The following is a 25345-nucleotide window of genomic DNA, read 5'->3' as shown; positions in this document are numbered from 1 at the left end:
CGCCCCGGCCCCGGCCCCCCGGGCCCCCCCCTGCCCCCCGCCCCGTCCCTCAACTACGGGGCGGTTTCCCCGGGGGGGGGCCGGGGCCCCGGGGGCCCCCGGCACCGCCGTCCTCTCTGCGCGTCTCGAAAGGCACGACCATGGCATCATCACATCTGAACGACGACGAGCACCTCTCGGTGCTCGGCTATGAAAACCCCTTCAACCGCTCGATGAGCCTCTGGGCGAACTTCGCCCTCGGGTTCACCTATCTCTCGCCTCTCGTCGGGGTGTACTCGCTCTTCGCGCTGGCGCTCTCGGTGGGTGGTCCCCCGTCGATCTGGTGGATCGTCATCGTCGGCCTGGGGCAGACCCTCGTCGCCCTCGTGTTCGGCGAGGTGGTCTCGCAGTTCCCCATCCACGGCGGCATCTATCCGTGGGCGCGCCGGCTATGGGGCCGACGGTACGCGTGGATCGCGGCCTGGGTGTACAATCTGGGCGATGCTCGTCACGATCACCGCAGTGGCCGAGTTCGGGGCGGGTTTCGCGTCGAGCCTCTTCGGGGTCGCTGCTGACAAGAACACGGGGCTGCTCTTCAGCGTGGGACTGCTGGTCGTCGCGCTGGTCATCAATCTCTCGGGGACCAAGTGGCTCGCGCGGGTTGCGCGCATCGGCCTCCTGGCGGAGCTCGTCGGCGCCGGCGGCATCGGCTTCGAACTCATCGCCGCCCTGCGAACCCTCCAGTACGACGAGGTCGCCGCAATCCTGCTCGTCATCCTGGCCACCGTGACCGTAGTCGACGCTCTCGGCGGAGCGTTGCGAAAGAGGTTCCAATGAAACAACACAGTCGACGTCCGAAGGTCGTACTGACGCACCGCGTGCATGCGCCGATCCTCGAATTGCTCAGCGAAAGCTGCGAAGTTGTCGCCAACCAGAGCGACAGCAGTCTCCCGGCCTCCGAGGTGCGGCGCCGCGCAGCAGAGGCCGAAGGATTGATGGTGTTCATGCCCGACCGGGTCGATGCAGAGCTCCTCGACTCATGCCCCAACCTGAAGGTGGTCGCGGGAGCCCTCAAAGGGAACGACAACATCGACGTCGAGGCTTGCACAGAGCGAGGCATCTGGCTGACCAGGGTCGAGGACCTCCTGACCGAGCCCACCGCAGAACTGGCGGTCGGACTGCTCATCGGGCTCGCGCGGAACATCACCGCCGGGGACCGCCGGGTGCGCTCGAATTTCGCCGGGTGGCGGCCGACGCTCTACGGGAGGACCCTCGTAGGATCGACGATCGGCATCGTAGGGGCAGGCAACCTCGGCCGGGCTGTTGCACGGATGTTGCGGGGATTCGCACCCGAGTTGCTCTACTTCGACCCTGAACCGCTATCGGCGGCCGATGAAGCACTACTCGACATCCGGCGTGCGGACCTGTCCGACCTGCTGGAGCGCAGCGACGCCGTTGTGGTCTGCGCCCCACTGTCGGCGGAGACAGTCCACTTGCTCGACCGGAATCGGCTCGAGTCAATACGACCGGGGGCGCTACTCGTCAACGTCGGCCGCGGCTCCGTCGTCGACGAATCCGCGGTGATCGAGCTCCTACGCGCCGGACAGCTCGGTGGCTTCGCGGCTGACGTTTTCGAGTTCGAGGACCTGTCCCGACCGGACCGGCCCGCTGCCATCTCCGCCGAGCTGTTGGCGATGCAGGACCGCACGCTGTTCACGCCACACCTGGGATCTGCCGTGGCCGCGACTCGTCTCAAAATTGAGGAGCACGCCGCCACTGCCATACTGCAGGCCCTTGCAGGGCATGAACCACACGGAGCCGTCAACCGCCCGTGTGGCGTGGGATCTGCTGGAACGCCTACTGCCCTATGATCGGCCCTATCGGGGTCCGGGGAAGAATCGCCCGGAAATTCACGCTAAGGGCGCTCCGGCTCGGGCGGTGAAATTATATGGATCTAAGCGGCGGGCTCGCCAGCGCGTTTGATGGCACGGTAGACGGTGGACCGGGCTACGCCGAAAAGTTCGGCAATTTCAACAGTCGTGTGCGTTCCCGCCCGGTGAACGGAAACCAGGTGTGCTTCCTGGGCTTTGGAGAGTTTGGGTTGTTTTCCGCGTAGCCGGCCCTTTGCCTTGGCGACGGCCATCCCCTCACGAGTGCGGGCCCGAATCAGGTCTGCCTCGAATTCGGCAACCATGGCCAGGACATTGAAGAGGAGTTTGCCCACGGGATCGGTGGGGTCATGGACGGAGCCGCCGATGCTGAGCTTGACCTCGCGACGGGTGAGTTCGTCAACGATGTCCTTTGCATCGCGCAGGGACCGGGCCAGGCGGTCAAGCTTGGTCACGACCAGGGTGTCCCCGCCCCGGCAGGCCGCCAACGCTTGCCCCAGTCCGGGCCGTGCCCTGTTCGCGCCGGTGAGGCCTTGGTCGGTGAAAGTCTTTTCCGGTGACACTCCGAGGGCAAGCAAGGCGTTCTTCTGCGCCGTGAGGTCTTGGTCATTGGTGGATACGCGCGCGTATCCGATAAGGAGTCCGGTCATGGTTTTGAGTGTACCGTTTAGCCCCCCATCACCGGGCTTAATTGCGGGCACGGTATACGGGTGTGGAGTTTGCCGCTCTTTGGCGGTGTTCTGTGATCGCTTTGTGTCGCTAATTGCCGATGACGAGGATGCTGGCGGCGGCTTCGATGACGTCGTCGGTGATGGTGTCGAGCTGGTTGATCTTGAGTACCCGGTTGATCTGAGGGAAGAGCCGTTCGAGGAGGCGAAAGTTGCCTCGGGTGATGCGTTCGATCGCGGCGATGGCTTGCGCGTCGGTGAAGTCGTCAGGGTCGAGAGTCCTGCCGAGTCGCTTCCAGTGGCGATCGAGAACGAAGAGGAGCTCTTCACGGCCGAGGGCACGGTAGTGGTGTGAGAAGCCGAGGCGGCTGTAGAGCTGGGGGTAGTGGCGGAAGCGTTCGTCGACGCCGGGCATGCCGATCAGGATCATCGCGAGGTGGGTGCGGTCGTGCCGGTCCCGAAGAAGCTCCAGGGCGGTGGGGGTGAGCCGTTCGGCTTCGTCGATGATGAGCAGCTCGACGAGGCGAGTGACGTCGTTCTGCCTGACCACTTCCCCGTCGGGCATGAGGGAGCGGAGGTGCTCGTCGGCGCAGATCCCGACTTTGATCTGCCAGTGGTCGATGTCGTGCATGAGGTCCTTGGGCCGGCAGAGGACTTCGGGTGTGTAGAAGACGGTGCGGGATCGGTTCGCCAGGGCGTAGTGCTTGGCGTCGTGATCACCTCTCGGTCCCCATGCGTTGATATACGGCTCGAGTGCGTCCCAGTTCGCGTAGCGGCGGGCGGAGTTGGTCTTCCCGACGCCGGCGGCGCCGTGGCAAATCCCGATGGTCTTCTCCTTTCGGACGGCGTTGGCGAACTCGGTGAAGCGTCGGTGTTCTTTGGTGACGATGAATGCTTGGTTCATCACTCATCCTCTTCGTAGGTGCGCAACTTCGGCCGCCGTTTGCTGGGTTCGGGGGTGCGAAGTTCCTCGCGGGTGGCAACGATCGGGATGCGGTCGTTGATGGCTCGCCGCAGCTGCTTGCGGCGGGCGCGGCGGGCGGTTTCGATGTCGCGGAGGCTGAGGCGAAGGTTGGGGTGAGCTTCGTCGATGGCGTGTTACCCGTCACGTTGGATGACAGCCGGGGCGTCGTGGGTGACGACGTCGTCGTTGTGAGCTGAGGCGGGCTCTCGCCGTTTTGCGCTGGGTCGTCGGCGGCGTCAGGCTGACGATGTCCGGGTAAGCGAACGGCCCGACGTGGAATGTTTTCGAGGCATCACGTCGAGCCGCTCTGACGCGAGGAGGACTCGCGCTGATGGTGACGGTAAGCGATGACGCGACGGTTGTCGAGAACGATCTGAGCTCGGGCAGGTTGACGTGCCCGGACTGCGGGAGCGGGCTGGCGCGGTGGGGCTGGGCGCGGACGCGGCCGATCCGGGAAGGGACACCCGATCGGACACGGCATCATCGTCCCCGCCGGGCGAGGTGCACTGGTTGCGGGGTCACGCATGTGCTGCTGTCGGTGGTGCTGGCCGCGCGGCGCGCCGATGGGGCGGCGGTGATCGCCGCGGCGGTCGAAGCGAACACCACCCGCCGGTGGGGGCACCGCCGGATCGCGGCGTGGCTGGGCCGGCCGGCGTCCACGGTCCGCGGCTGGCTGCGCGCGTTCGCGGCGTCTGCGTCGGTGATCGCTGCCGCGTTCTTGGGCTGGACGGCACGGGACGCGCCGGACGCGGCCGCGGTCTGGCCGGCGCCGGCTGCTGGCCAGGCGGCACGGGCGCTTCAAGCGGTGAGCGCGTATGCGGCTGGGATCGGGGACAGGTTTGCCGTCGGCGCGGTGACGTGGGTGCGCGCGGGGATCACCGCGACGGCGGGTCGGTTGTTCACCGCTTCGTGGTGGGCCGAGCCGTTCCAACACGAGTCGGCCCTTCCGGCCGGTGAGGTGGGTGCGGGAGCCTGCGATTGACCCCCTTTTCCGGCGCGTGCTGACATCGCGGCGACGGGGTCATGTCCCTGTTCGCACCTCACCTGGAGGTTGTTGTTGTCTACGCCGATGTCGTCGTCGCGTGATCCGTTGTCCCGGAAGTCCCGGGCGGAGAAGGTCGCGCTGTTCCGCTACCAGCTCATCCGTGACGCCGCCGATGCGGAGGTCACTTCTCGTCAGCGCGGCCCGATGGTCCGCGCCCTCGCCGGCGAACACCATGGCCCGTTCGGTGAAGTGGTGCATGTCTCCAAGGACACCATCGACCGGTGGATCCGGCTATGGCGCCGCGGCGGGTTCGACGCCCTGAAACCGCAGGGCCGCACGCAGGGGCCGGTCACCGACCCCGGCGTGCTCGGATTGGCCGAGACGCTGAAGCGGGAGAACCCGGCGCGGACGGCGGCGCAGGTGCGGCGGATCATGATCTCAACGCTCGGTGACGCGCCGTCCGAGTCGACGCTGCTGCGTCACTTCCGCACCCTGGACATCCCCACCGGGAAGCCGGGGCCGGTCACGGGCCGGTTCGAAGCGGCCCACCCGAACGAGATCTGGGTCGGCGACGGGCTGCACGGCCCGCGGGTCGGCGGCCGGAAGACGTACCTGTTCGCGTTCCTCGACGACCACTCCAGGATGGTAGTCGCCGCCCGGTGGGCGTACGCCGAGGACACCGTGCGGCTGGCCGCAGCACTGCGTCCCGCCCTGGAATCCCGCGGGATTCCCGAGGCCGTGTATGTCGATAACGGCTCGGCCTTCAGCGACGCGTCGCTGATCCGCATCTGCGCGAGGCTCGGGATCCGGCTGATCCACTCGCGCCCGTACCGGCCGCAGGGGCGGGGGAAGATCGAACGGTTCTTCCAGACGGTGACCTCGCAGTTCCTCACCGAGATCACCACCGACGATGCCGGCACTGCGGCGGCAGGGTCGGCGGTGGCGTCGATTCAGGAACTGAATGCGTTATTCACCTCGTGGGTCGAGGTCGTCTACCACCGCGCCGTGCACACCACCACCTCGCAGACCCCGCTGGAGCGCTGGCAGGCCGGCTGGGACAGCCGCAGCCCGAGGCGGCGTGACCCGGAGCAGATCGCCGAAGCGTTCCGCTGGTCCGCGCACCGCCAGGTCACCCGAGCCGGCACGGTGTCGCTGCACGCCAACACCTACCAGGTCGATCCGCTGCTGACCGGCACCCGGGTGGAGCTGGTCTATGACCCGTTCGATTTGACCGCGCCGATCACCGTCACCACCGCCACCGGGCTGCCCGCCGGCCAGGCGACGCTGCTGGAGATCTCCCGTCACGTGCACCCCAAAGCGGTCCGCGCAGCCGCGGACGCCGACACCGGCGCCACGCATGCGTCGTCGGGGATCGACTATCTGCGGCTGATCGAAACCGCACACAAGGAAGCCATGGCCGCGCAGCCGATCACCTTCACCGCCATCACCGGCCAGCCCGCCGATACCGAGGCTGATGCCGACGCCGGTCGTGTCGATGAGGAAGAGGCGGCGTCGTGAGCATCGACCGGCTGCAGGCCCACTACGGGTTCACGAAGATGCCGTTCTCCCGCGACATCCCGCCGCAAGGGCTGCATCCGCATCCGGGGCATCGGGAAGCGGTCGCGCGGATCCAATGGTGCGTGTCGCAGCGGCAGCTCGGGGTGGTCACCGGGGAAGTCGGCGCCGGCAAGACCGTGGCCGTGCGCGCCGCCCTCGCGGCGCTGGAGCCGGCCCGCCACCAGGTGATCTACATCCCCGACCCCACCGTCGGGATGCGCGGCATCCACACCGCGATCGTCACCGCCCTCGGCGGCCAACCCGCGTTCTACTCCGGCGTGCTGGCGACCCAGACCGCGAGCCTGCTCGCCGGCGAACTGGACGAACGCGCCCGGCTGCCCGTGGTGGTCATCGACGAAGCCCACCTGCTCGGCAACCAGGACCTGGAATCGTTGCGGATGCTCACCAACAGCGACATGGACACCGGCGCGAACTTCGCGCTCATCCTCGCCGGGCAACCCACCCTCCGGCGGCGGCTGAAACTGGCGGTACTCGCCGCGCTGGACCAGCGGATCTCCACCCGCTACGCCATCGCCGGGATGACCCTGGCCGACACGGTCGGATATGTCCGGCATCACCTGCAACTGGCCGGACGTGCCGACCCGTTGTTCTCCGACGACGCGGTCGCCGCGATCCACCAGGCCTCCCGCGGCTACCCCCGACAAGTCAACAACCTCGCCGTGGCCGCGCTGATCGCCACCTATGCCGCCGACAAAGCGATCGTCGATCAGCAGGCCGCGCAAGCGGCGATCACCGAGAACAGCGAATGAGCCCGCGTCACCAGTGACGACCACCACGTCCCGCTGACGACCCGAAGCCCCCGGCCGACCCACGCCGGGGGCTTCGTCACGCCACGCCATCGGCACCGACCATGACGTCGAAATCGTCAAACAACGCGACGGCTAACATGGCGGTGCAGAGAAACGTGTCGCGGTCGTAAACGCGGATCTCGGAGATGTCGCGGGGGTCGTACCGGATTGTGACGGTGTGACCGACGAACTGGGCGAGGGTTGGGGCGAGGTAGCGCTGGCCTTGGAAGTGGATGCCGTCGCGTTGAACGACCCGGTTCTTTGGAACAGTAAGGAGGAGCCCGTCGAGTTCTTGAAGGCTGTCGGGCATACGAGGCATCCAGCCGTCCGCGACCCACGCGTCTCGCGGTGAGATCCCCAGCTCGCTGTGGGTCCGGTCGTTGTAGGTGCCGATGAATTCGCTGATCGCGCGGTCGAGACCAGCGAGGTCCAGCAGGGGCGTTGGTGTTCGGCTGCCCGGTCCGAGGTGGCCAGGGAGCGTGGCCAGGAGTTCGGTGTTGATGGTTCCGAAGAACCGTTCGATCTTCCCTCGGCCCTGGGGCCGGCCGACGGTCGAGTGAATAATCCTGAAGTGCAGGGCGAGTGCGGTCTGCTCGAGGTGGTGGCTGATGAAGTCGGAGCCGTGGTCCACGTGCAGGATGTCGGGGATGCCGCACATCGCCCACGCCGGGTCAGTCTTCCGCCAGATCGCCTGCCGGAGAGCCAGGGCGGTGTTGATCGCTGAGGGTGCGCCGGTGAAGACCATGTATCCGCAGATGGCGCGGGAGTAGTCGTCCATGACCGTGGTGAGCCAGGGCCGGTCGGGTTTCCCGTTGGCGCCGACGATGAGGATGTCGAGTTCGGTGTGATCGGACTGCCATGTCTGGTTGGGGTGTTCTGCGCGGCGGCGGAACACGAGCTCGTGCTTGTCCCGGTACGAGACCGGCCCCTCAAGTGCCAGGGTGACAAGGGCCGGATCGAGTGCCTGAACGATCTGGCGAACGGTCGCGTAACTCGGCACCGGCAGTGCGTGAGCTTTCGCCTCCGCGGAGGCGAGCCGGTGCAGGGTGGCGATGCTTGGGCGTGGCCGGGTCAGCGCCAAACGTTCGATGAACGCGACCGTCTCCGATGAGGTTCGGCGGACACCCTTGTCGGTGCGAGGGTGAGGGTCGAGGGCTGCGACGCCGCCCGCGCGGTAGAGCTGGAGCCAGCGTTGCAGAGTTCGGACAGAGATCCCGGTCTCTCGAGCGAGGACGACGAGCGGGATCTGGTCTTCGACATGCAGCCGAAGAACACGCCACCGCTCCGCCGCATCCACGAGCCACCTACACGGTGGCGCTCTCGCGAGCCGCGAGGGCCTGTTGGTGACGGTACAGAGTCGCCCGGCTCCACCCAACGAGTTTCGCCGCCTCCTTCGCCGTGCGGCCTTTCGCCCTGGCCTCGGCGACGAGCTTGAGCTTGTCAGCAACGACGACGGGATCTGACAGGGGCCGGCCGAACTTGGTTCCGCCTTGCCGGGCTGCGGTGATCCCGGCGTTGACGCGTTCTGTGATCAGTTCGCGTTCGTACTCGGCCAAAGTGGCGAGCATGTTCAACATCAACCGGCCCGAGGTCGTCGAGGGGTCGATCCCATCCGAGATGCTTTTCACCTGCACGTCCTGCTCTCGGAGCAGCTTCACCGTGTTGAGCACATCGATCAGGGACCGTCCAAGCCGATCGACCCGCCAGACGACGACGGTGTCGCCGGGCTTGGTGTACTCGAGGAGCTTCTTCATCCCTGGGCGCGAGATCGCGGTCCGGCTGCCCGAGGTGACGTCGGCAAAAATGTCCCGCTCTTGGACGCCGGACTTGACGAGCGCATCGACTTGCAGTTTCGCGTCTTGGCTTCTGGTGCTGACCCGTGTGTACCCGAGATGTCTCACCGGGCCATTCTGCCTCAACAACTGCTAGCAGCGGCGGAGAAAAGACACTTTGCGGTAAGACATGTTTCCGAGACGCATCGCGCCCCGGAAATCCGCCACTCCTTCCCGCGGTCCGGGAGAGGGTTTGCGTGCCTCGGAAAGCTTTAGATTCCCGAGGCAGAGTGTCGGCCGGAAAAGTCGCCTTGCGCTTAGCGTGGCTGAAGGCGACCAATTTCGACGCTGAGTCAGGGTTCGCATCACGGAAGTTGTGCACCCTGACATTTAGGGCTTCCACACGTACGCCCATACGGTCAGACGCGCGGAGATCGCTACGATCACGGCGACGTCGGTAAGGGCCAGCCAGATATCGCTCGCGAACTTGCCGTCGTGATCATGCGACCGACCGCGCTGACTTTGACGAAACCGCTCAACCAACTGTGCAGCGTGTCGATCAGCACAAAGGTGTTTAGAAGGAACGTCAGCTGGAAGAGGATCAAGAATGAAATGCCCTGGGCGCTCGGTTCCGGGGTCTCGGTGTGTTGGGCGTGGCTGCGTTTTCGGAGCCCAGGACGGCTGCCTGGCCCCTCGGTACGGTGATCTTCACGGCCGGGTGACCAAAGATTTTGAATGTTCCTGCGCGACTACTGGCAACTCTGCGTTGGGATGATCAGAGGGGTGTCTCTGGAGTTTCTTTCCATGAACAGCGAGTATCTGGAAAGTTCATCCGCCGTTTGATTGGGTGTCACTGACCGGTCACGCGCGATTCTTAGCGTGAGCACCATGAATAGACAGCCTGAGACAGTGTCGAGGCTCTGGCGCTCTGATGAGCAGCCGATCCTCGAGCAGATCCGTCGCGATTCGGCTGCGTTTTCGCCATCCGAGGCGCAGATCGCGCGAGTGGTGCGTGCTGACCCTCATTCGGTTATGACCTATTCGGTGACCGAACTGGCTCAGGTCTCTAGCACGTCCGTCGGCTCGGTAGTGCGGTTCTGCCAGCGCTTCGGCCTGCACGGATTTCAGGAATTCAAGCTGCTTCTCTCCCGCGAGACCGTCCTTCCCCAGCGCCCGGCCGCGACACACGACGACGATCCGGTTACCGCGACCGTGTTGGGGACCTTGCGCGAGAGTAGTGCTGCGCTTGAGGATGCTGCGGCGCATCTTGACCCGAGCACAGTCGTAGCTATTGTCACTGCGCTGGTGAAGGCACGTCGCGTGCGCTTCGCCGCGGTGGGCACTTCGGCCCCGCTCGCTTCAGACGCTGCCTACCGTTTCACGACACTTGGGCTCGACGCCGCGTTCACCCCTGACTTCATTGCCCAAGAGGTGATCGCCCGCGGCCTTGATGAGCGCGACGTCTGTTTCGTGATCAGCCACACGGGGTCAACGACGTCGACGCTGGACGTCGCCCGCACGGCCGTCAGGTCAAAGGCGGTCGTTGTCGGAATCACCAGCTTCCTCAGCTCACCGTTGGCTGAGTTCGCTGACCTCTTGCTCGTCGCGGGTAGCTCGGAGACACGCTATCGGGTCGAGGCCATGACTAGTCGAATCGTCCACCTGTCACTGATCGACGCCATTTACAGCGTCCTGGCTATGCAGCTCGAAGGCGCGCCCGAAGCGCGCGCCGCATCCGAGGCAGTCGTTAACTCTCACCGCATCTAACGGCCGAGAGACGCAGAGAGGGAAATTATGCAAGGCACCGTACTAAGCCTCGATCCACCGATGAGCTTGGGTGACAAGCGGGTGCCGTGACGCAGAAATGCCCCTCTGATCAGGAAGAATAGAGCTTGCTAAAGATTCTGTTCGACCGATCCGAGAGGCATCTCGTAGGTGCAATTCAAGCATGCTCCCGCTGCGGTGTCAGCGAAGTTCGATGACCCGAATCTTGTGTCGGCCGCAGGGCTGGTCCCGATGCTCCGCCTGGCCCGCACCGCAGGGCTCGATCAGCTCGCGCAGGTCCGGTTGACGGTCCCGTCGGATAAGGGCGCGAACGCGGGCAGCAAGGTGATGGCGCTGGTGGCGGGGATGCTCGCCGGGGCGGACTCGATCGACGACATGAACGTGCTTCGTCACGGCGGGATGGGCAGGTTGTTCGACCGGACGTATGCGCCGTCGACGCTGGGCTCGTTCCTGCGGGAGTTCCGGTTCGGGCACGTCCGCCAGCTCGACGCCGTCGCCTCCCGGACCCTGGTGAACGTCGCGCAATCCGCGCCGCTGCTGCGGGCGTCGAACGGCGAGCGGGTAATGGTGGATCTGGACGACACGATCATCGAAGTCCACGGATACCAGAAGCAGGGCGCGTCGTTCGGGTACTCCGGCGTCCGCGGCCTGAACGCCCTGTTCGCCACGGCGTCGACATCGCAGTCGGCGCCGGTGATCGTGGGGCAGCGGCTGCGGCAGGGGAAGACCGGTTCCCCGAAGGGTGCCGCACGGATCGTCGGCGACGCTCTCGCCACCCTCCGCCGCATGAACCCCGGGACCAGCGCCCGGCCGCTGCTGCGGGCAGACTCCGCGTTCTACGGTCACGCCACCATCGGCACGGCGATCAAGGCCGGCGCGGACGTATCGGTGACCGTCCGGATGGACCCCGCGGTGAAGGCGGCGATCGCGACGATCCCCGAGGATGTGTGGGAGATGATCGAGTACACCGACTCGATCCGTGACGAGGCCACCGGGCGACTGATCTCCAAAGCAGAAGTCGCCGAAGTGCCCTTCGTCGCGTTTCGGTCGAGGAAGATCGTTGAGCGGGTTGAAGGTCGTCTAGTGGTGCGGCGGATCCCGGACCTGAACCCGAAGCAGGTCGAGCAGCCGACACTGTTCGACATCTACCGGCACCACGCGTTCTTCACAACCACCGACAAGACAGTGATGGGCACCGTGGTGGCGGACAAGACCCACCGGGCACACGCGATCATCGAGCAAGTCCACGCCGACCTGAAGAGCGGCCCGCTCGCTCACCTGCCCTCCGGGGTGTTCACCGCGAACAGCGCCTGGCTCGTCCTCGCGGTGATCGCGTTCAACCTCACCCGCGCCGCCGGACTCATCGCCGACCACGCCGGCCGGCTCGCCAGAGCGACGACCGCGACGATCCGCCGCACTCTCATCTCCGTGCCCGCGCGGCTGGCGCGGTCCGCGCGCCGGGTCACACTGCACCTGCCCGAGGCCTGGCCCTGGCAGGCCCCGTTCGAGCAGCTCTTCACCGCGACGCACGCACCACCACCGGCCGCGACCAGCTGACCACCGCCGCGCCCGCGGCACGACCAAGGACCAAGTGGACGACCGGGATGCGACGCCCGGAACACACCCCTGCCCGCGGCGCATCATCTCGCACCGATCACGCCAGGACGGCCAGCCGAAGGCTCATCGGTGGATCGAGGCTAAGTGATGCAGGCTCACCGATGCCAGGAGTCGTCGTCAGCGACGGCTTACGGGTCACTCGCACCGACGAGGATGGGCGATTTCGGATTGACCAGGTCCGCGGACCCGTGTTCATTACCCGGCCGGCTGGATGGCGGGTCGACCGATGGTACGTCGGCGCAAGCGCGATCGACCCGGTATTCACCCTCAGCCCAGCTCCGGTGCAGCTGCCCGTCCGTTTTGCACATCTCACAGACACCCACCTCGGCACGGGAGCCGGCTATCCCCAACCGGCCGAAATCGGGACCGGCGAACGCCTGTCGCAGGCCTTCCGCGAGATCGCCGCGGCTCATCCGGGACTCGAGGCCTTCGTCGTCACGGGAGACCTGACCGACCGTGGTCTGCCCGAAGAATTCGCAGCTTTCGTCGCTGCGACCGCAACGACCGAGTTGGCTGTCTACGCGATCCCGGGAAACCACGACCATCTCGTTCCGGATCCGACGGATCTGGTTAGCCGCAACGGCTATGCCATCCATTCCGGGGAGCCCAGGCATTACGAAGACTACCTGGGGCCCAGGTGGTATTCGTTTGATCTACCTGGCCTCCACGTCGTTGCCGTGGACTGGTTCACGCATGAACTCGGTCTAGACCACGAGACCCAGGACACCTGGCTACGCGCCGACCTTGAGATGCTCGCGACCGGGACTCCGTGGATCATGCTCTGTCACGACCAGCCGTGGCGCTCCATTCTCGACGGGCTGCCCAGTGCCCCGATCGCGACGTTCTCCGGCCACCGGCACACCTCCCGGGTCGTCGCGAGCGGCCCCACGCTGCACGTGAACACCCCTCCGGCCATGTTCGGCGGTGTAGACAACTCTCCGGCCACATATCGCATCGTTGTGTGGGACGGCGAGCGGATCACCACAGGGTCACACCAAACCTATCCTCCACAATCCGACACCCGTTCAGGTTGGGCCCGCACCACACAGGCACTCTGGAGCACATCGACCCCGGCGATTGGACAGCGCACACCTTTCATCGTTGCTGACGGTCGGGTGCTCGTACCGCTCGCGCTCGATGATGAGGCCCGCGGCGCGCTGGCCGCATACGACGCCTGCTCGGGAAAGCCCCTGTGGCAGGCCAGTCTTGACGCTCCGCTGCGTAGCGCGCCCGCGGGTGCCGGGACCGCGGCTATCATCAGCTCGACTGTGTCTGGAACGACGTGGGCGCACGACCCGAGCACGGGTGAGATGTTGTGGCAGCGGCCGACATCGGACCCGCTTCGGCGCTTTGGCTTCTACCCACCGACACTCGTCGACGGACTCGTTTTGGTTGGCGACCAGGCTGCACTCCGAGCCCTCGACCAGAGCACAGGCGAGATCGTGTGGGAGCGATCGGACATCGCCGCGTATCAGATCTTCATCACCCTCAGCGCCCCGGTAGTCGACCGATCGGGAGCGAACGGCAGCCTGACGACGGTGCTCTGGGCGGGGTTTCCCGAGCCGAGCACGCCCGTACGACTTGACCCGAAAACGGGCGAGACGATCGCGAACTCTAACGAGGTGGTGGCTGAAGGCTTGTTCGATGTCTTGACGAGCGGCGCCGGCCTGCCGATACGCACCCCCAGCGTTGACCCTGCAACGGGCGACCTGATCGCCACTGGACTGACGAATGTCTTCCGGCGTTCGGCGTCCGGTTCCGCAATACGCTGGTCGTACCCGACCTCAGTGCCGTGGAACCCTGTCGGGGTCAATCTCGGCAGCCACGGCGTGTTAGTCGTCGACGCCGGCGGCGCTGTCGCGATGCTCGACCCCGTCTCGGGCGAGCAGCTTTGGCGCACGGAAATTGCGGCCGACTCCGACGAGTGCTTCCTGACCTACCGGCGCAGTCCTCATCCGCTCTTCGCCCAGGCGACCACGGTGGGCGACCGGCTGCTGATCCCGGCGCTCGACGGTGACATCGTCACGCTAGACGCGCGCACGGGTGACGAGCTGGGCCGCTTCGCCACCGGAGTTCCGATCCTGGCTCCGCTGGTCGTGCACGACGGCACGGCCGTCGCGCTGCATCGTGACGGTCTTCTCGCGGCCTACCCGCTCGCCACGCTCGCGGGGGAACGCTTGTGAGGGGCATACGAATCGGCGGCTGGGCGCTTGCCCTGCCAGCGCTGATCCTGATCGGGCTCTTTCTGCTACTGCCCGGCGTTCTTGCGCTCGTGGGAAGCCTGTTCCAAATCGACCTCGGCGACCGAACTGTGTGGCGCTGGGCTGGGCTGCAGAACTACACGGCTCTCTTCTCCGACCCCGCGGTTGTCGAGTCGATCTGGAATACCGTGCTGTATTCAGCGATGACGATCATCCCGAGCCTGGTCCTCGGACTGGGCCTGGCCCTTCTGGTTGCCTCGTTTCGGCGGGCCAGGCCACTTCTTCAGGTGCTCCTATTCCTGCCCTTCGCCACCAACATGGTCGCGATGGCCGTGGTGTTCCGCTGGATTTTCGCTAACCGTGGCGGTTTTGTAAACGAGGCACTTGCGCTGGTCGGCCTAGCCCCGATCAACTTTCTTGGTGACTCCAGGTACGCGTTGATCACCGTGGCACTGGTTGGAATCTGGCGGCTGACGTCGTTTGTCATGATTTTCTATTTGGCAGGCTTGACGAGCATCCCGACGGCGCTCTACGAGGCATCCGCCGCCGATGGCCTCGGCCCGTGGTCGACGTTTCGTCGCGTAACACTGCCCCTGCTTCGACCGACGACCGTGTTTGCAACAGTCATGGCCGTTCTGCAGGCGGTGCAGGTGTTCGACACAGTCAACGTCCTCACCGGCGGGGGACCGCTCGGGGCTACGGAAACCATCCTGACCATGACCTGGCGACTCGGCTTTGTCTACTTCGACCTCGGTCAAGCGGCTGCAGTGTCAACACTGCTACTGGTCGTTCTCGTGCTCATTGGCGTGCTTCGCCGTCGAGCCTTCCTCGGAGACAAGGAACTCTAATGCGCACCACACACCGCACCCGACGTTTGATAGGCAGGAGCATTCAGATTGTGGCGGTCACCGTATTCGCCGCGATCTCGGTATTTCCCGTCGTCTGGATGTTTCGCATGTCGGTCTCTCCTGCCGACGAGGCCGTGCTCGATGGCTTGCAGCTGCTTCCCGAATCCCTAGACCTCGGCAACTTCACCCGCGCTTGGGACCAAGCGAACCTGGGCCAAGCCATGCTCAACGGCGCACTCGTCACCCTTGGCATCCTGGCCGCACAGCTCGTGACGGTCATACCCGCGGCATACGCCTTTGCCAAGCTGCGCTTCCGTGGCCGCGATGCTGCCTTCGCGATCGTGCTCGCGTGCCTCCTGATCCCCACCCAGGCCATCGCGCTTCCGCTCTATCTCGGAATCGGCTCGGTGGGGCTCGCAAACACCTTCGCCGCCCTCGTCCTGCCCTTCACAACGAGCGCCATCGGGATCTTCATGCTCAGGCAATACATGGTCACGATCCCCGACGCACTGCTCGAGGCCGCGAAGGCCGACGGCCTCGGCGTGTTCTCCACCCTGCTGCGTGTCGTCGTCCCGACGTCGATGCCATCGATCGCGGCCTTCTCGGTGCTGTCGATTTTTACGCACTGGAACGACTATCTGTGGCCCTTGTTGGTAGCGCGCGACAGCTCGCTCTACACACCTCCTCTCGCACTATCAGTGTTCCAACAGGCCGAGACAGGCACCTCCTACGGCGAACTTGCCGCGGCAGCCCTGCTCGTGACCCTGCCGATAGTGGTGCTGTTCATCGTGGCCCAACGCAAGTTCGTCAGCGGCATAGCCGGCGGCGAACTCCCGGGCTGACGTCCAACGCCTCGCAAATACCTCCCGTTATCCACCTCCTCACCACCTCTTCATTCCTCCGCACAGATTGTGAGTATCCCCATGCCCGTACCCAGAAGAGCTCTCGCCTTTGGCGCTGGCCTCATTGCCTCCACACTCGCCCTGACCGGCTGCTCGGCCGCCCAGGAGACCGCTCCGAGCGCGCAGGTCGACGTCAGCTCCTGCGATCCGAGCGGCGTCACCATTTCCGCCCAATACGCCAGCCAAGGTCAAGCCGCCGCCGAGCTTGGCAAGGAGACGCTGGAGAAGAAGTACTCAGGCCTAACCGTCAACCTCAAGGCTGCTCCCGAGGGCACCAGCTACGACGAACTCACGCAGCAGGTCGTCGCTGACATCGCCGCTGGATCCCGTCCCGACGTGATCATGCTTGGCCTGGACCAACTCAAATTCTGGGTGGAGAAATACAGCCCACAGGCGATTGACACGGCGGATTCAACCGGTCAACGCAACGGGTGCTGTGAGATGAAGCAGGCGCTGATCTCGGGAGGCATCGATTGCAGGGCAAACATGGTCATCTCAGTCGTGAGCAGAAGCAGCTCGCGCTCCGTCTCCACTCGAAGGGGTGGCGGCTCATCGATATCGCCCGCGAGATCGGCTGTACGGCGCCGATGGTCGGCCGCATGGCGCGGGAGGGCCGTCACCTCGACGGGAAGCCGTTCGGCTGGGAGCCGCGCGAGGGGCATCTGACGGTCTTCGACCGTGAGGAGATCCTGGTCGGCCTCGCCCGCGGTGACACGCTTACTGCGATCGCGCGTGCCCTGGGACGCGCGGTGTCGACGGTCAGCCGCGAGGTCAAGCGCGGCGGCGGACGGGAGGAGTACTCGGCGTGGCGGGCGCACGAGGACGCACGAGAGCAGGCCCGCCGACCGAAGCCGTTCAAGCTCGACAGTGGACGGCTGCTCGAGGTCGTCACGACGCAGCTGGAGCAACTGTGGTCGCCGCAGGAAATCGCCGCGCGCTTACGTTTGGAGCATCCCGACAACCCGGAGATGCACGTGAGTCACGAGACGATCTACCAGTCCCTGTTCGTGCAGGGACGCGGGCAGCTGCGCCGCGAGCTCGCCCGCTGCCTGCGGTCGGGGCGGGCGGCACGGAAGTCGCGGACCGCGACGGACGGGCGGGGCCGGCTGCCAGGGATGGTGATGATCAGCGAGCGCCCCGCAGAGGTCGAAGACCGTGCCGTGCCGGGGCATTGGGAAGGCGACTTGATCCTCGGCGAGAACAGTCGCAGCGCCGTGGGAACCCTCGTCGAACGCAGCACCCGCCTCACACTTCTGCTGCACCTGCCCGACGGGAAGAGCGCCGACAAGGTGGAGGCCGCAATGCGCGAGGCGATCACCGCGCTTCCGGCGTCGCTGGCGCGGACGATCACCTGGGATCAGGGCGCCGAGATGGCCAAGCACGCCGAGTTCACCACAGCGACCGGCATCCCGATCTACTTCTGCGACCCGCACTCCCCGTGGCAGCGCGGAAGCAACGAGAACACCAACGGGCTGTTACGCCAGTACCTGCCGAAGAGCACCGATCTGAGCATCGTCACCCGCGCTGAGCTGACCGCGATCCAGGACTCGCTCAACGGTCGACCACGCAAGACACTCGGCTATCTGACACCATCGGAGAAGTTCGCGGAACTCGTTGCGACCACCGGTTGAATCCGCCCACTGATTCGCTCCGCGACAGTTACGACCGGGACTATCTCAGCGTCGGCACGGTCGACGGTACGACTTACGTCGCTCCTTTCCAGATCTCGGTGCCCGTGCTCTACACGAACACCACCCTCGCCGAGTCCGCTGGCATCGACGCACTGCCGACCACCCACTCTGAAGTCCTCGAGGACGCGCGTGCCATCCAGGAAAAGACGGACGTCTCCACCCCGATCCAGATCCCTCGTGACAACATCGCCTGGTGGTTTGTCCAGGCCTTCGTCGGCAGTGGTGGCGGCACGTTCGTAAACAAGGACGGCACCGCGGGCTTCGACAGCGAGGAAGGGCGGGCAGCGCTCAAGATTTATCAGACCATCGGCGACGAAAAGCTCGAAGACCAGGTGAGCTGGCAAGACTCGATCGCCCAGTTCACGCAGGGAAACGTGGCCTACTTCTTTGCCACGCCCGCCGTGGGCGCGAGCGTGGCTGCCAGCATCGGCGACTCGTTCGACTGGACTATCTCGGACATGCCGATCCCTGACGGCGGCACCGCGAAGCTCCCCGCGGGTGGTAACGGCTGGATGGTGCTCTCCGACGATGCCTGCCGGGCTGCGTTCAGCAACGAGCTGATCGGCGCCATGCTCGACCCTGAGGTCATCCTGACGAGCTCGCTGGCCAATAGCTACATCCCGGTCGACACCGAGGCCAAAGCCGAACTGCTCCAGCGCCCCGAGGCCGACGGCCCGCTCGGCTACGCCTGGCGATACGAGGGCACCCCGGTTGCCGGATCTGGCTGGGCTGGCGAAAACCTTGGACGCACCAACCAGTACCTGCAGGACATGGTGCAGTCGATGGTCGACCAGGGCGAAGACGTCAACGACGTCGTTCCCAGCACCGCCGATCGCATCAGCGCACTCACGAAGTAAACAAACAAAGGAGCACGAACATGTCTGCTGAGGTTTCCCTTCGCCATCTAGTCAAACAATTCGGCGGCGTAACCGCGGTCAACGACGTCTCAATCGAGGTCGCCGCCGGTGAATCCCTCGTCATCCTCGGGCCCTCTGGATCGGGGAAGTCCACCCTGCTTCGCATTGTGGCTGGACTCGAGGCGCTTGACTCCGGCGACGTGCTAATCGGAGGGAAACCCCAGCAGAATCTCCCGCCCCACGAACGCGATGTAGCCATCGTCTTCCAGCACTTCGCGCTCTACCCCCACATGAGCGCGCTCGAGAACATCACCCTCGGCCTTCGGCACGGCCTGGGTCTGGATCGTGCCGCGGCGCGTCAGCGAGGTCTGGAGTTCGCGAAGCGGATGGATATCGAGGATCTACTCGACCGTAAACCCCGGCAAATGTCGGGGGGCCAGCGGCAGCGAGTCGCCCTCGCCCGAGCTCTCGCCCGGCAGGCTCGCTTGGTGCTACTCGACGAGCCCCTGTCCGGGCTCGATGCCCAGCTGCACATCGCGCTGCGCCAGGAAATCGCCGATCTGATGCGGACGACGGGGGCGACGTCGATCCACGTCACGCATGACCAGAGCGATGCCATGGCCTTGGCCGACCGGATTGCCGTGATCAACAAGGGATGCTTCGAGCAGATTGGCACGCCCGATGAAATCTATAACGAGCCGGCGACGGTGTTCGTTGCGGGCTTCATAGGGTCTCCTCCGATGAATCTTCTCCCTGGAACGGCAGTCGATGGCGGCTACCGCACTATCTTCGGTGACGTTGAGGAGCGCACCACCGCCCGAGAGGTGAGGGTCGGAGTGCGTCCGGAGCACGTGCGAATCGACAGCACGGGCCGGTACCATGCGACTGCCATTGTGCACACCACTATCTTCGAAGGTTCCACCCGGATCCTGGAGGTCACGGTCGGCGATGTCAGACTCGCAGTCCGTACCGACCAGAGCGTGCGCGTGCGTCGAGGCGACTCCGTGTCGCTGAGCTTCGGCGACGAGGACGCGCAGCTCTTCGACGCTGAGACCGGCCGCCGCATCGAGCGATCGCTATCGCGTGTCCGCTGAGTCCGGAGGCGCCCTGCTCTGGGACCTCGACGGGACCCTGATCGACAGCGAGCAACGATGGGCGGCCGTCTGCTGGGAGATCGCTGAGGAATCGGGTATTAAAGAGTGGAGGCCGTCACCGGTGGATATCTCCGGTCGTGCTATCCCGATGCTGGCAGGCATGCTGAGGGAACGCGGAGCGGCAGGCACGCTAGGCTCGCTCACCTCGGCACTTACTGAACGGATGCGAACCCTGAATCGCCAGGACGGAGTCCTGTGGCGGCCTGGGGCTCTAGAAATGCTCGAGACTGCGCACCAGAATGGCGTCCGGCAGGCTCTGGTGACGATGTCGCTCGAGATGAATGTCATCGACATCCTGGAACAGCTACCACGACCCTATTTCGCTCAAATCGTGACGGCGAACATGGTGACCAGGCACAAGCCAGCCCCCGATCCGTACGTGCTCGCCCTCAAACGGCTGGATCTGCCCACATCCGGCTCGGTCGCCATCGAGGATTCTCCCGCCGGGCTGCGCAGCGCCTGCGATGCGGGTTTGAACGTGATAGCTGTACCCTGCTCTGGCGCGATCGCGCCGAGTGACGACTACCAAATCTGGGAAACGCTTGCCGCGCGCGGCCTGCCCGACCTCGTGGCCGCGGGACTCGCCGTAGGCTGAGTAGCCACAGCGGAAGCAGATTCCAACATCGGCCCTGCTTTGCTCCACCAGTTCCCGTCGTGCTGAAGAGATGCCTGCTCGTAAATCGACCTTCGGTCGTTCATGTCGTTCGAATTCCAAAAGCAGTGTCAGCGTTCGTCTCGAACTAATTTATCAAGATAGATGATTCTCGGCGCTCGACGCGCTCGCCCGCGAATCATCACCGAAAGCCCAATACGCAATGCCCGAAGCCTCATGCACAGCGGACAGACAGCGGCCGAGGTCTTACGCAGCCTCGGAAGATTCAGAGCGACGTTCTATCGCCCGGCGCCTTGGCTGGGACTTCTGCCGGGTTCAGTCGCGGTTGATGACTCCCTGGTAGCCGATGACGCCAAATAGCGATCACAGAACGCCGCCAATTATTGTTCAAGTCCACACCTCTCCCCCGTGCTGCTGTTTGTGGTCCTCTCCGAAGCCGATATCGCAACCCTGTTTTCGGCACTTCTCCCGGTCTCGGCGATCACGGCGATCATCGTCATCGGCCTCTACGCAACGATCTCCCGCCTGTTGTGGCGACGGCCCGTGGGAGACACGCTCATCGGCGCGCTCGCGGCCGGTCAGGTGAACTCCAACAACATCGGGATCCCCCTGTCGCTCTATCTCCTGGGATCGGCCGCGTTCCCGGCACCCGTCATCTTGTTCCAACTGCTTGTCCTCGTACCGATCTCGATGGCGATCCTCGAAAGCGTCACCGCGCAGACTCGGAACCTCGGAAAGATCGCGCTACGCACTGTGACGAACCCGGTCGTGATCGGATCGGTGGCCGGAACGATCGTGGCGGCGACGGGGCTTCAGCTCCCGTCACTCGTCACGGAGCCTTTACACTTCCTCGCCGCAGCATGCGTCCCGGTGCTCCTTCTGAGCTACGGGATGTCTCTCCATGGCCAGCGGGTTCTCGCCGCCGGCGGTCACCGCCGCGAGGTGATCCTGGCTACCGCGTTCAAGCTGATACTGATGCCGGTGCTGGCCTGGGTGCTTGCGAGCATCGTGTTCAGATTGCCGGCGCCCGAAACGCTCACCGTGGTCGTCCTGGCAAGCCTCCCGACCGCACAGAATGTCTTCAACTTCGCTCAGCGCTTCGGCGTCGCGGAAACCGTCGCGCGTGACACTGTCTTCCTCACAACAATCGGGTGCATCCCGGTGCTGATCGGCGCGCTCGTCCTTTTCGGGTGATCTCGGGCCGACATGCCCCTCCCACTCCCCCGAAGTCCGGCCGGAAGAACGCTACGCTGAGAACGCAAGCTCTCAGCTAACTCCCAGAAAGGGAACGCCATGTCAACCGAAAGCTCCGTCGCCAAGGAGGCCATCAACGGCGTCCGCACGGCGCTCGGCATCGCCGGTGTCCTCTCGCTCATCGTCGGAATCCTGATCCTCGTCTGGCCGGGCCGCGCGGCCATGGCCGTGACCGCGATCATCGCCATCTACGCCATCGTCGGCGGACTGGTCTACGGCGGCCTCGGCATTTTCTCGAAGGGCAAGGGAGCGTGGGCGCGCGTCGGTCACATTTTGCTCGGCCTGCTCTTCATCGCTGCCGGCGTAATCGCTCTGTTCAATCTCGCGCAGACCACCGAATGGCTCGCAGTCTTCATGGCGATCCTCGTCGGCATCATGTGGATCGTCGAAGGTGTTGTTTCTCTGACCACACTCGGCGACGCCGCCTCCAAGGGCTGGACGATCTTCTTCGCGATCGTCAGTCTCATCGCGGGCCTCGTCCTGCTCTTCTCCCCCCTCTGGGGAGCAGTGATCCTCGTGTGGCTGGCCTTCATCCTCATTGGAGTCTCGCTCGTCGTGCTCGGCATCATCCAGATCGTGCGTGCCTTCACGTTCGGCAAGAAGAGCGTCTGACTGCTCGTATCAGTGAAGAAGGCTCCGGGGGATTTCCCGGGGCCTTCTGCTGTGAATGGATGCAGTGCGGACTACTCCCCCACAAAAGAGCTCGTGTCGCCGACGAGCCGCGTGTTGTCCGCGGGGATCGGGTCCACAGCGGCCTGTGCGACCTCGGCAGCGAACTCCGAAACGTTGTAGAGCTTGCCGGCTGATTCGCGACGCGACGCGATAGCTCCGGGGTTCGCACGCTCCAGCAACGTTGCGGTGATGGTTCCTTCGATCATGTCGCCGGAGACGACGACGAACCCGATGCCGCGTTCGAGGAGCGCGGGCACCCGCTCGCGAAGCGCATCCTCGCCGGCACGCTTGGACAGCGCGACCGGCTCATATTCGGGCATGGTCGGGGTCGTTCGGATGAAGTGCGCCTGGTGGCTGGTCACGAAGACCACCCGTGCGTCGCCCCGAAGAAGCGGCACTGCCGTCTCAAGCACGCTGACCTGAGCGTCTCGGTTCAGCAGCAGGGCGTAATCTTCCGCCATTCCTGATTCCATGCCACCGGATGCGTTCAGGACGAGGATGTCCAGGCCTCCGAAGGCCTCCTCGACGGCAGCGAACATTGCCGCGACCGACTCTGGATCGGTGAGGTCCGCTCCCACGACGAGAGCGTCGACACCCAGCTCCCGCACCTCAGCGGCAAGCCTCTCAGCGCGGGGAGCCTTGTTGCGGAAGTTGATGACGACGTTGGCCCCCGCGGCTGCGAGATAGCGGACGGTGTCGGCACCGATTCCGCGCGACGAGCCGGTCACCAGTGCGGTCTTGCCGCGCAGGGTTCCGGGGGCGATCGGGGTGGAAATGTCGGTCACTGTTGCTCCTGTTGCACGGTGGCGCATCGGCCGGGGGCGGCACCGGAATGGCGCGCGTACCGACCCTACCAACCGGTCCGCTGCGCGCCCTGCGTTGATAGGGTCAGTCCAAGAGGAAGGAGACTCGGATGTTGCCCGATCTCACGCAGTATCTGTGGATCCTCTGGCTCGCTCTGGCAGTCCTGTTCGTGATCATCGAACTGCTCACCCTTGAGTTCACATTCCTCATGCTCGCCGCCGGAACTCTCATCGGGGGCCTGGGAACGAATTTGCTGGGCGGCCCGTGGTGGCTGCAAATCGGCCTCGCCGCGATCGCATCAGCGCTTCTCCTGTTCACGATTCGCCCACTCCTGCTGCGGGCGCTGCATCGAAGTTCGCCCGTCGTCCTCACGAACGTCGATGCACTCGTCGGGATGCCGGCGCGCGTGACCCGCGCGTTCGTGCAGGGTGCGGGTGAGGTGAAGCTCGACAACGGCGAGACGTGGACGGCACGACTGAGCGCGGGCGTCACGGATGCCCAGGCGAGCGTTGGACAGTCCGTCAGCGTCATTGCGGTGCGAGGCGCGGCCGTCGAAGTAGCTCCGGAGCCCCGGCCATCGACAGAAAGGACCGTGGAACATGATTGACATCGGCGCGTTCGCGGGACAGATCTTTGTCATCGTCCTGCTGCTTGTCATTGCGATCTTCGTGGTCGTGGTGATCTTCCGATCGATCCGGATCATTCCGCAGGCCACAGCCGGCGTCGTGGAGCGCCTCGGCCGCTATCACAAGACCCTCTCCCCCGGCTTGAACCTCCTCGTCCCGTTCATCGACCGCGTTCGGCCGTTGATCGACATGCGCGAGCAGGTCGTCTCGTTCCCCCCGCAGCCGGTCATCACGGAAGACAACCTCGTCGTCTCGATCGACACGGTCGTCTACTTCCAGGTGACTGACGCCCGTGCGGCCACTTACGAGATCGCGAACTATCTGGGCGCAGTCGAGCAGCTCACGACGACGACGTTGCGAAACGTCGTCGGTGGCTTGAACCTCGAGGAGGCGCTGACGAGTCGTGACGAAATCAACACGAAGCTGCGGGTCGTTCTGGACGAAGCGACGGGCAAGTGGGGCATCCGAGTGTCGCGGGTGGAGTTGAAGGCCATCGATCCCCCGGTGTCCATCCAGGACTCCATGGAGAAGCAGATGCGCGCCGAGCGAGACCGTCGTGCGGCGATCCTCACCGCAGAGGGCACGAAGCAGTCGGCCATCCTGCAGGCTGAGGGCGCACGTCAGGCCGAGATCCTGCGCGCCGAGGGCGAAAAGCAGGGCCAGATCCTGCGTGCGCAGGGTGAAGCTGAGGCGATTGCCACGGTGTTCAACGCCATCCACGAGGGCAATCCGGATGACAAGCTGCTCGCCTACCAGTACCTGCAGACGCTTCCAAAGATCAGCGACAGCGCGTCGAGCAAGCTCTGGATCATTCCGAGCGAGTTCACCGAGGCACTCAAGGGTGTGTCCGGTGCGTTCGGGGCGCGGGAGGCCGCAAAGCCTGCACCTGACGAGCAGGCGTGACCCACCCGTACTTCCTCGACGCGCCATACCCGCGCGTCCTTGCGCACCGGGGGCTGACGGTTGACGAAGCGATTGCGGAGAACTCCTATGCATCGGTTGCCGCGGCGAAGCGCGCTGGCGCGACCTACGTCGAGTCCGACTGTCATCTCACCCGGGACGGCGAGGTCGTGCTGTTCCATGACGCGGATCTTCGTCGGGTGACGGGCGATCCTCGACGTGTCGTTGACGTCGAGCTTTCAGAGTTGACTGACTTGATGGCAGATCGCGGCGGACTGATCACGTTGCGCACCGCGCTCGAAGACTTCCCGACCGTGAGGTTCAACCTCGACGTGAAGGCGCCCGGCGCTGCTGACGCCGTCGGCATGCTCGTGGCCGGTCATGGTGAGCGCGTGCTCCTGACGAGTTTTGCGGACACCCGCCGCCGCGCAGCCGTAGCATCCGCAGCTCGTCACGCACCCACCGGCGCGGTGGCACCTGCAACATCGGCGGGTCGCGAGACCATCGCCCGGCTGCTCTGGGGCCTCGTCGCGCGGTCGCCGCGGCTGGTCGCATCATCGCTCGCGGGCATCGACGCGCTGCAGGTCCCGGAGCGTCAGGGACCGGTGCGGGTGGTGACGCCACGGCTGCTTGAAGCCGCTCACCGTCACGGGGTCGAAGTCCACGTATGGACAGTGAACGATCCCGCAGACATGAGCCGGCTTGTCGGCATGGGCGTCGACGGCATCGTCACAGATCGCGTAGACGTCGCGCTCACGACTCTCGGACCCGCGCCGGGTCACCCCTGAGTCGGCGGCG

27 protein-coding genes are annotated in these 25345 nt (G+C 65.1%); 22 read left to right on the top strand and 5 right to left on the bottom strand.

The features are described 5' to 3' along the window. The first annotated feature begins 140 nt into the window (after positions 1-140). The 3 genes from LL236_RS12090 to LL236_RS12080 are packed head-to-tail and all read left to right on the top strand — an operon-like array spanning position 141 to position 1850. Positions 141-554 (top strand): amino acid permease, encoded by a 414-nt coding sequence (locus LL236_RS12090; RefSeq protein ID WP_228179095.1) that lies wholly within the window; start codon positions 141-143, stop codon positions 552-554. Further along, a complete protein-coding gene (locus LL236_RS15160) occupies positions 481-816 on the top strand; it encodes a hypothetical protein (RefSeq protein ID WP_228179094.1) in 336 nt (111 codons plus the stop codon). Before LL236_RS12090 ends, LL236_RS15160 begins: the two co-directional genes overlap by 74 nt. Then, positions 813-1850 (top strand): phosphonate dehydrogenase, encoded by a 1038-nt coding sequence (locus LL236_RS12080; protein ID WP_019481145.1) that lies wholly within the window; start codon positions 813-815, stop codon positions 1848-1850. Before LL236_RS15160 ends, LL236_RS12080 begins: the two co-directional genes overlap by 4 nt. A gap of 83 nt (positions 1851-1933) precedes the next feature. Here LL236_RS12080 and LL236_RS12075 read toward each other — a convergent pair whose 3' ends face one another. Next, positions 1934-2518 carry a recombinase family protein gene (locus LL236_RS12075; RefSeq protein ID WP_019481146.1) on the bottom strand — a complete coding sequence of 195 codons (585 nt, stop codon included), beginning with the start codon at positions 2516-2518 and terminating at the stop codon, positions 1934-1936. Positions 2519-2627: 109 nt separating this feature from the next. Further along, positions 2628-3440 carry an AAA family ATPase gene (locus tag LL236_RS12070; RefSeq protein ID WP_045245673.1) on the bottom strand — a complete coding sequence of 271 codons (813 nt, stop codon included), beginning with the start codon at positions 3438-3440 and terminating at the stop codon, positions 2628-2630. Between LL236_RS12070 and LL236_RS12065 the strand changes: the two genes are divergently transcribed. The 4 genes from LL236_RS12065 to LL236_RS12050 all read left to right on the top strand — a co-directional run bounded on the left by LL236_RS12065 (position 3428) and on the right by LL236_RS12050 (position 6812). Next, on the top strand, positions 3428-3697 hold the full coding sequence (locus tag LL236_RS12065; protein ID WP_228179093.1) for a hypothetical protein: 270 nt from the start codon (positions 3428-3430) through the stop codon (positions 3695-3697). The two genes, LL236_RS12070 and LL236_RS12065, sit on opposite strands and share 13 nt — an antisense overlap. A 329-nt stretch (positions 3698-4026) precedes the next feature. Further along, on the top strand, positions 4027-4482 hold the full coding sequence (locus LL236_RS12060) for a hypothetical protein (protein WP_228179092.1): 456 nt from the start codon (positions 4027-4029) through the stop codon (positions 4480-4482). A gap of 87 nt (positions 4483-4569) precedes the next feature. Further along, a complete protein-coding gene (locus LL236_RS12055; protein WP_228179091.1) occupies positions 4570-6003 on the top strand; it encodes a DDE-type integrase/transposase/recombinase in 1434 nt (477 codons plus the stop codon). Then, positions 6000-6812 carry an ExeA family protein gene (locus LL236_RS12050; RefSeq protein WP_228179090.1) on the top strand — a complete coding sequence of 271 codons (813 nt, stop codon included), beginning with the start codon at positions 6000-6002 and terminating at the stop codon, positions 6810-6812. Before LL236_RS12055 ends, LL236_RS12050 begins: the two co-directional genes overlap by 4 nt. Before the next feature lie 76 nt (positions 6813-6888). On the opposite strand, the gene LL236_RS12045 is transcribed toward LL236_RS12050, so the two are convergent. Continuing rightward, a complete protein-coding gene (locus LL236_RS12045) occupies positions 6889-8148 on the bottom strand; it encodes a Mu transposase C-terminal domain-containing protein (protein WP_228179089.1) in 1260 nt (419 codons plus the stop codon). A 7-nt stretch (positions 8149-8155) separates the two neighbouring features. Then, entirely contained in the window at positions 8156-8752 is a 597-nt protein-coding gene (locus tag LL236_RS12040; protein WP_045245692.1) for a recombinase family protein, read from the bottom strand. 759 nt (positions 8753-9511) lie between these two features. Between LL236_RS12040 and LL236_RS12035 the strand changes: the two genes are divergently transcribed. The 12 genes from LL236_RS12035 (at position 9512) to LL236_RS11980 (ending at position 22157) form a co-directional block, all read left to right on the top strand. Then, positions 9512-10390: a MurR/RpiR family transcriptional regulator gene (locus LL236_RS12035; protein WP_158505502.1), complete on the top strand. Its 879-nt coding sequence runs from the start codon at positions 9512-9514 to the stop codon at positions 10388-10390. Between the two features lie 168 nt (positions 10391-10558). Then, the gene (locus LL236_RS12030; RefSeq protein WP_082157222.1) at positions 10559-11965 is read left to right on the top strand and encodes an IS1380 family transposase; all 1407 of its coding nucleotides are present in this window, start codon (positions 10559-10561) and stop codon (positions 11963-11965) included. A gap of 47 nt (positions 11966-12012) precedes the next feature. Beyond that, the gene (locus LL236_RS12025; RefSeq protein WP_228179088.1) at positions 12013-14208 is read left to right on the top strand and encodes an outer membrane protein assembly factor BamB family protein; all 2196 of its coding nucleotides are present in this window, start codon (positions 12013-12015) and stop codon (positions 14206-14208) included. Continuing rightward, on the top strand, positions 14205-15074 hold the full coding sequence (locus LL236_RS12020; RefSeq protein WP_045245719.1) for a carbohydrate ABC transporter permease: 870 nt from the start codon (positions 14205-14207) through the stop codon (positions 15072-15074). The genes LL236_RS12025 and LL236_RS12020 overlap by 4 nt, the downstream gene beginning before the upstream one ends. Positions 15075-15124: 50 nt before the next feature. Further along, on the top strand, positions 15125-15916 hold the full coding sequence (locus tag LL236_RS12015) for a carbohydrate ABC transporter permease (RefSeq protein ID WP_228179087.1): 792 nt from the start codon (positions 15125-15127) through the stop codon (positions 15914-15916). A gap of 81 nt (positions 15917-15997) precedes the next feature. After that, complete coding sequence (locus LL236_RS12010; RefSeq protein WP_228179086.1) at positions 15998-16642, top strand: extracellular solute-binding protein; 645 nt, start codon at positions 15998-16000, stop codon at positions 16640-16642. Beyond that, on the top strand, positions 16528-17607 hold the full coding sequence (locus LL236_RS12005) for an IS30 family transposase (RefSeq protein ID WP_445241960.1): 1080 nt from the start codon (positions 16528-16530) through the stop codon (positions 17605-17607). The genes LL236_RS12010 and LL236_RS12005 overlap by 115 nt, the downstream gene beginning before the upstream one ends. Then, complete coding sequence (locus LL236_RS12000) at positions 17604-18524, top strand: extracellular solute-binding protein (RefSeq protein WP_228179084.1); 921 nt, start codon at positions 17604-17606, stop codon at positions 18522-18524. The genes LL236_RS12005 and LL236_RS12000 overlap by 4 nt, the downstream gene beginning before the upstream one ends. A 20-nt stretch (positions 18525-18544) precedes the next feature. After that, positions 18545-19618, top strand: a complete 1074-nt coding sequence (locus LL236_RS11995; protein ID WP_045245710.1) for an ABC transporter ATP-binding protein — start codon at positions 18545-18547, stop codon at positions 19616-19618. Continuing rightward, positions 19608-20273 carry an HAD family hydrolase gene (locus tag LL236_RS11990; RefSeq protein ID WP_045245711.1) on the top strand — a complete coding sequence of 222 codons (666 nt, stop codon included), beginning with the start codon at positions 19608-19610 and terminating at the stop codon, positions 20271-20273. Before LL236_RS11995 ends, LL236_RS11990 begins: the two co-directional genes overlap by 11 nt. Before the next feature lie 426 nt (positions 20274-20699). After that, on the top strand, positions 20700-21485 hold the full coding sequence (locus LL236_RS11985; protein WP_228179083.1) for an AEC family transporter: 786 nt from the start codon (positions 20700-20702) through the stop codon (positions 21483-21485). Between the two features lie 99 nt (positions 21486-21584). Then, positions 21585-22157, top strand: a complete 573-nt coding sequence (locus tag LL236_RS11980; protein ID WP_228179082.1) for an HdeD family acid-resistance protein — start codon at positions 21585-21587, stop codon at positions 22155-22157. 71 nt (positions 22158-22228) lie between these two features. On the opposite strand, the gene LL236_RS11975 is transcribed toward LL236_RS11980, so the two are convergent. Further along, positions 22229-23029 carry an SDR family oxidoreductase gene (locus tag LL236_RS11975; protein ID WP_267189802.1) on the bottom strand — a complete coding sequence of 267 codons (801 nt, stop codon included), beginning with the start codon at positions 23027-23029 and terminating at the stop codon, positions 22229-22231. Between the two features lie 101 nt (positions 23030-23130). Between LL236_RS11975 and LL236_RS11970 the strand changes: the two genes are divergently transcribed. The 3 genes from LL236_RS11970 to LL236_RS11960 are packed head-to-tail and all read left to right on the top strand — an operon-like array spanning position 23131 to position 25335. Beyond that, on the top strand, positions 23131-23628 hold the full coding sequence (locus LL236_RS11970) for an NfeD family protein (protein WP_228179081.1): 498 nt from the start codon (positions 23131-23133) through the stop codon (positions 23626-23628). Further along, on the top strand, positions 23621-24550 hold the full coding sequence (locus tag LL236_RS11965; protein WP_228179080.1) for an SPFH domain-containing protein: 930 nt from the start codon (positions 23621-23623) through the stop codon (positions 24548-24550). Before LL236_RS11970 ends, LL236_RS11965 begins: the two co-directional genes overlap by 8 nt. Then, a complete protein-coding gene (locus LL236_RS11960; RefSeq protein ID WP_228179079.1) occupies positions 24547-25335 on the top strand; it encodes a glycerophosphodiester phosphodiesterase family protein in 789 nt (262 codons plus the stop codon). Before LL236_RS11965 ends, LL236_RS11960 begins: the two co-directional genes overlap by 4 nt. The last annotated feature ends 10 nt before the right edge of the window (positions 25336-25345 follow it).

Source organism: Microbacterium schleiferi, assembly GCF_020781975.1.
Classification (GTDB): Bacteria; Actinomycetota; Actinomycetes; order Actinomycetales; family Microbacteriaceae; genus Microbacterium.
The sequence above is the reverse complement of the archived record's forward strand: the minus strand, read 5'-3'. Positions and strand labels throughout refer to the sequence as shown.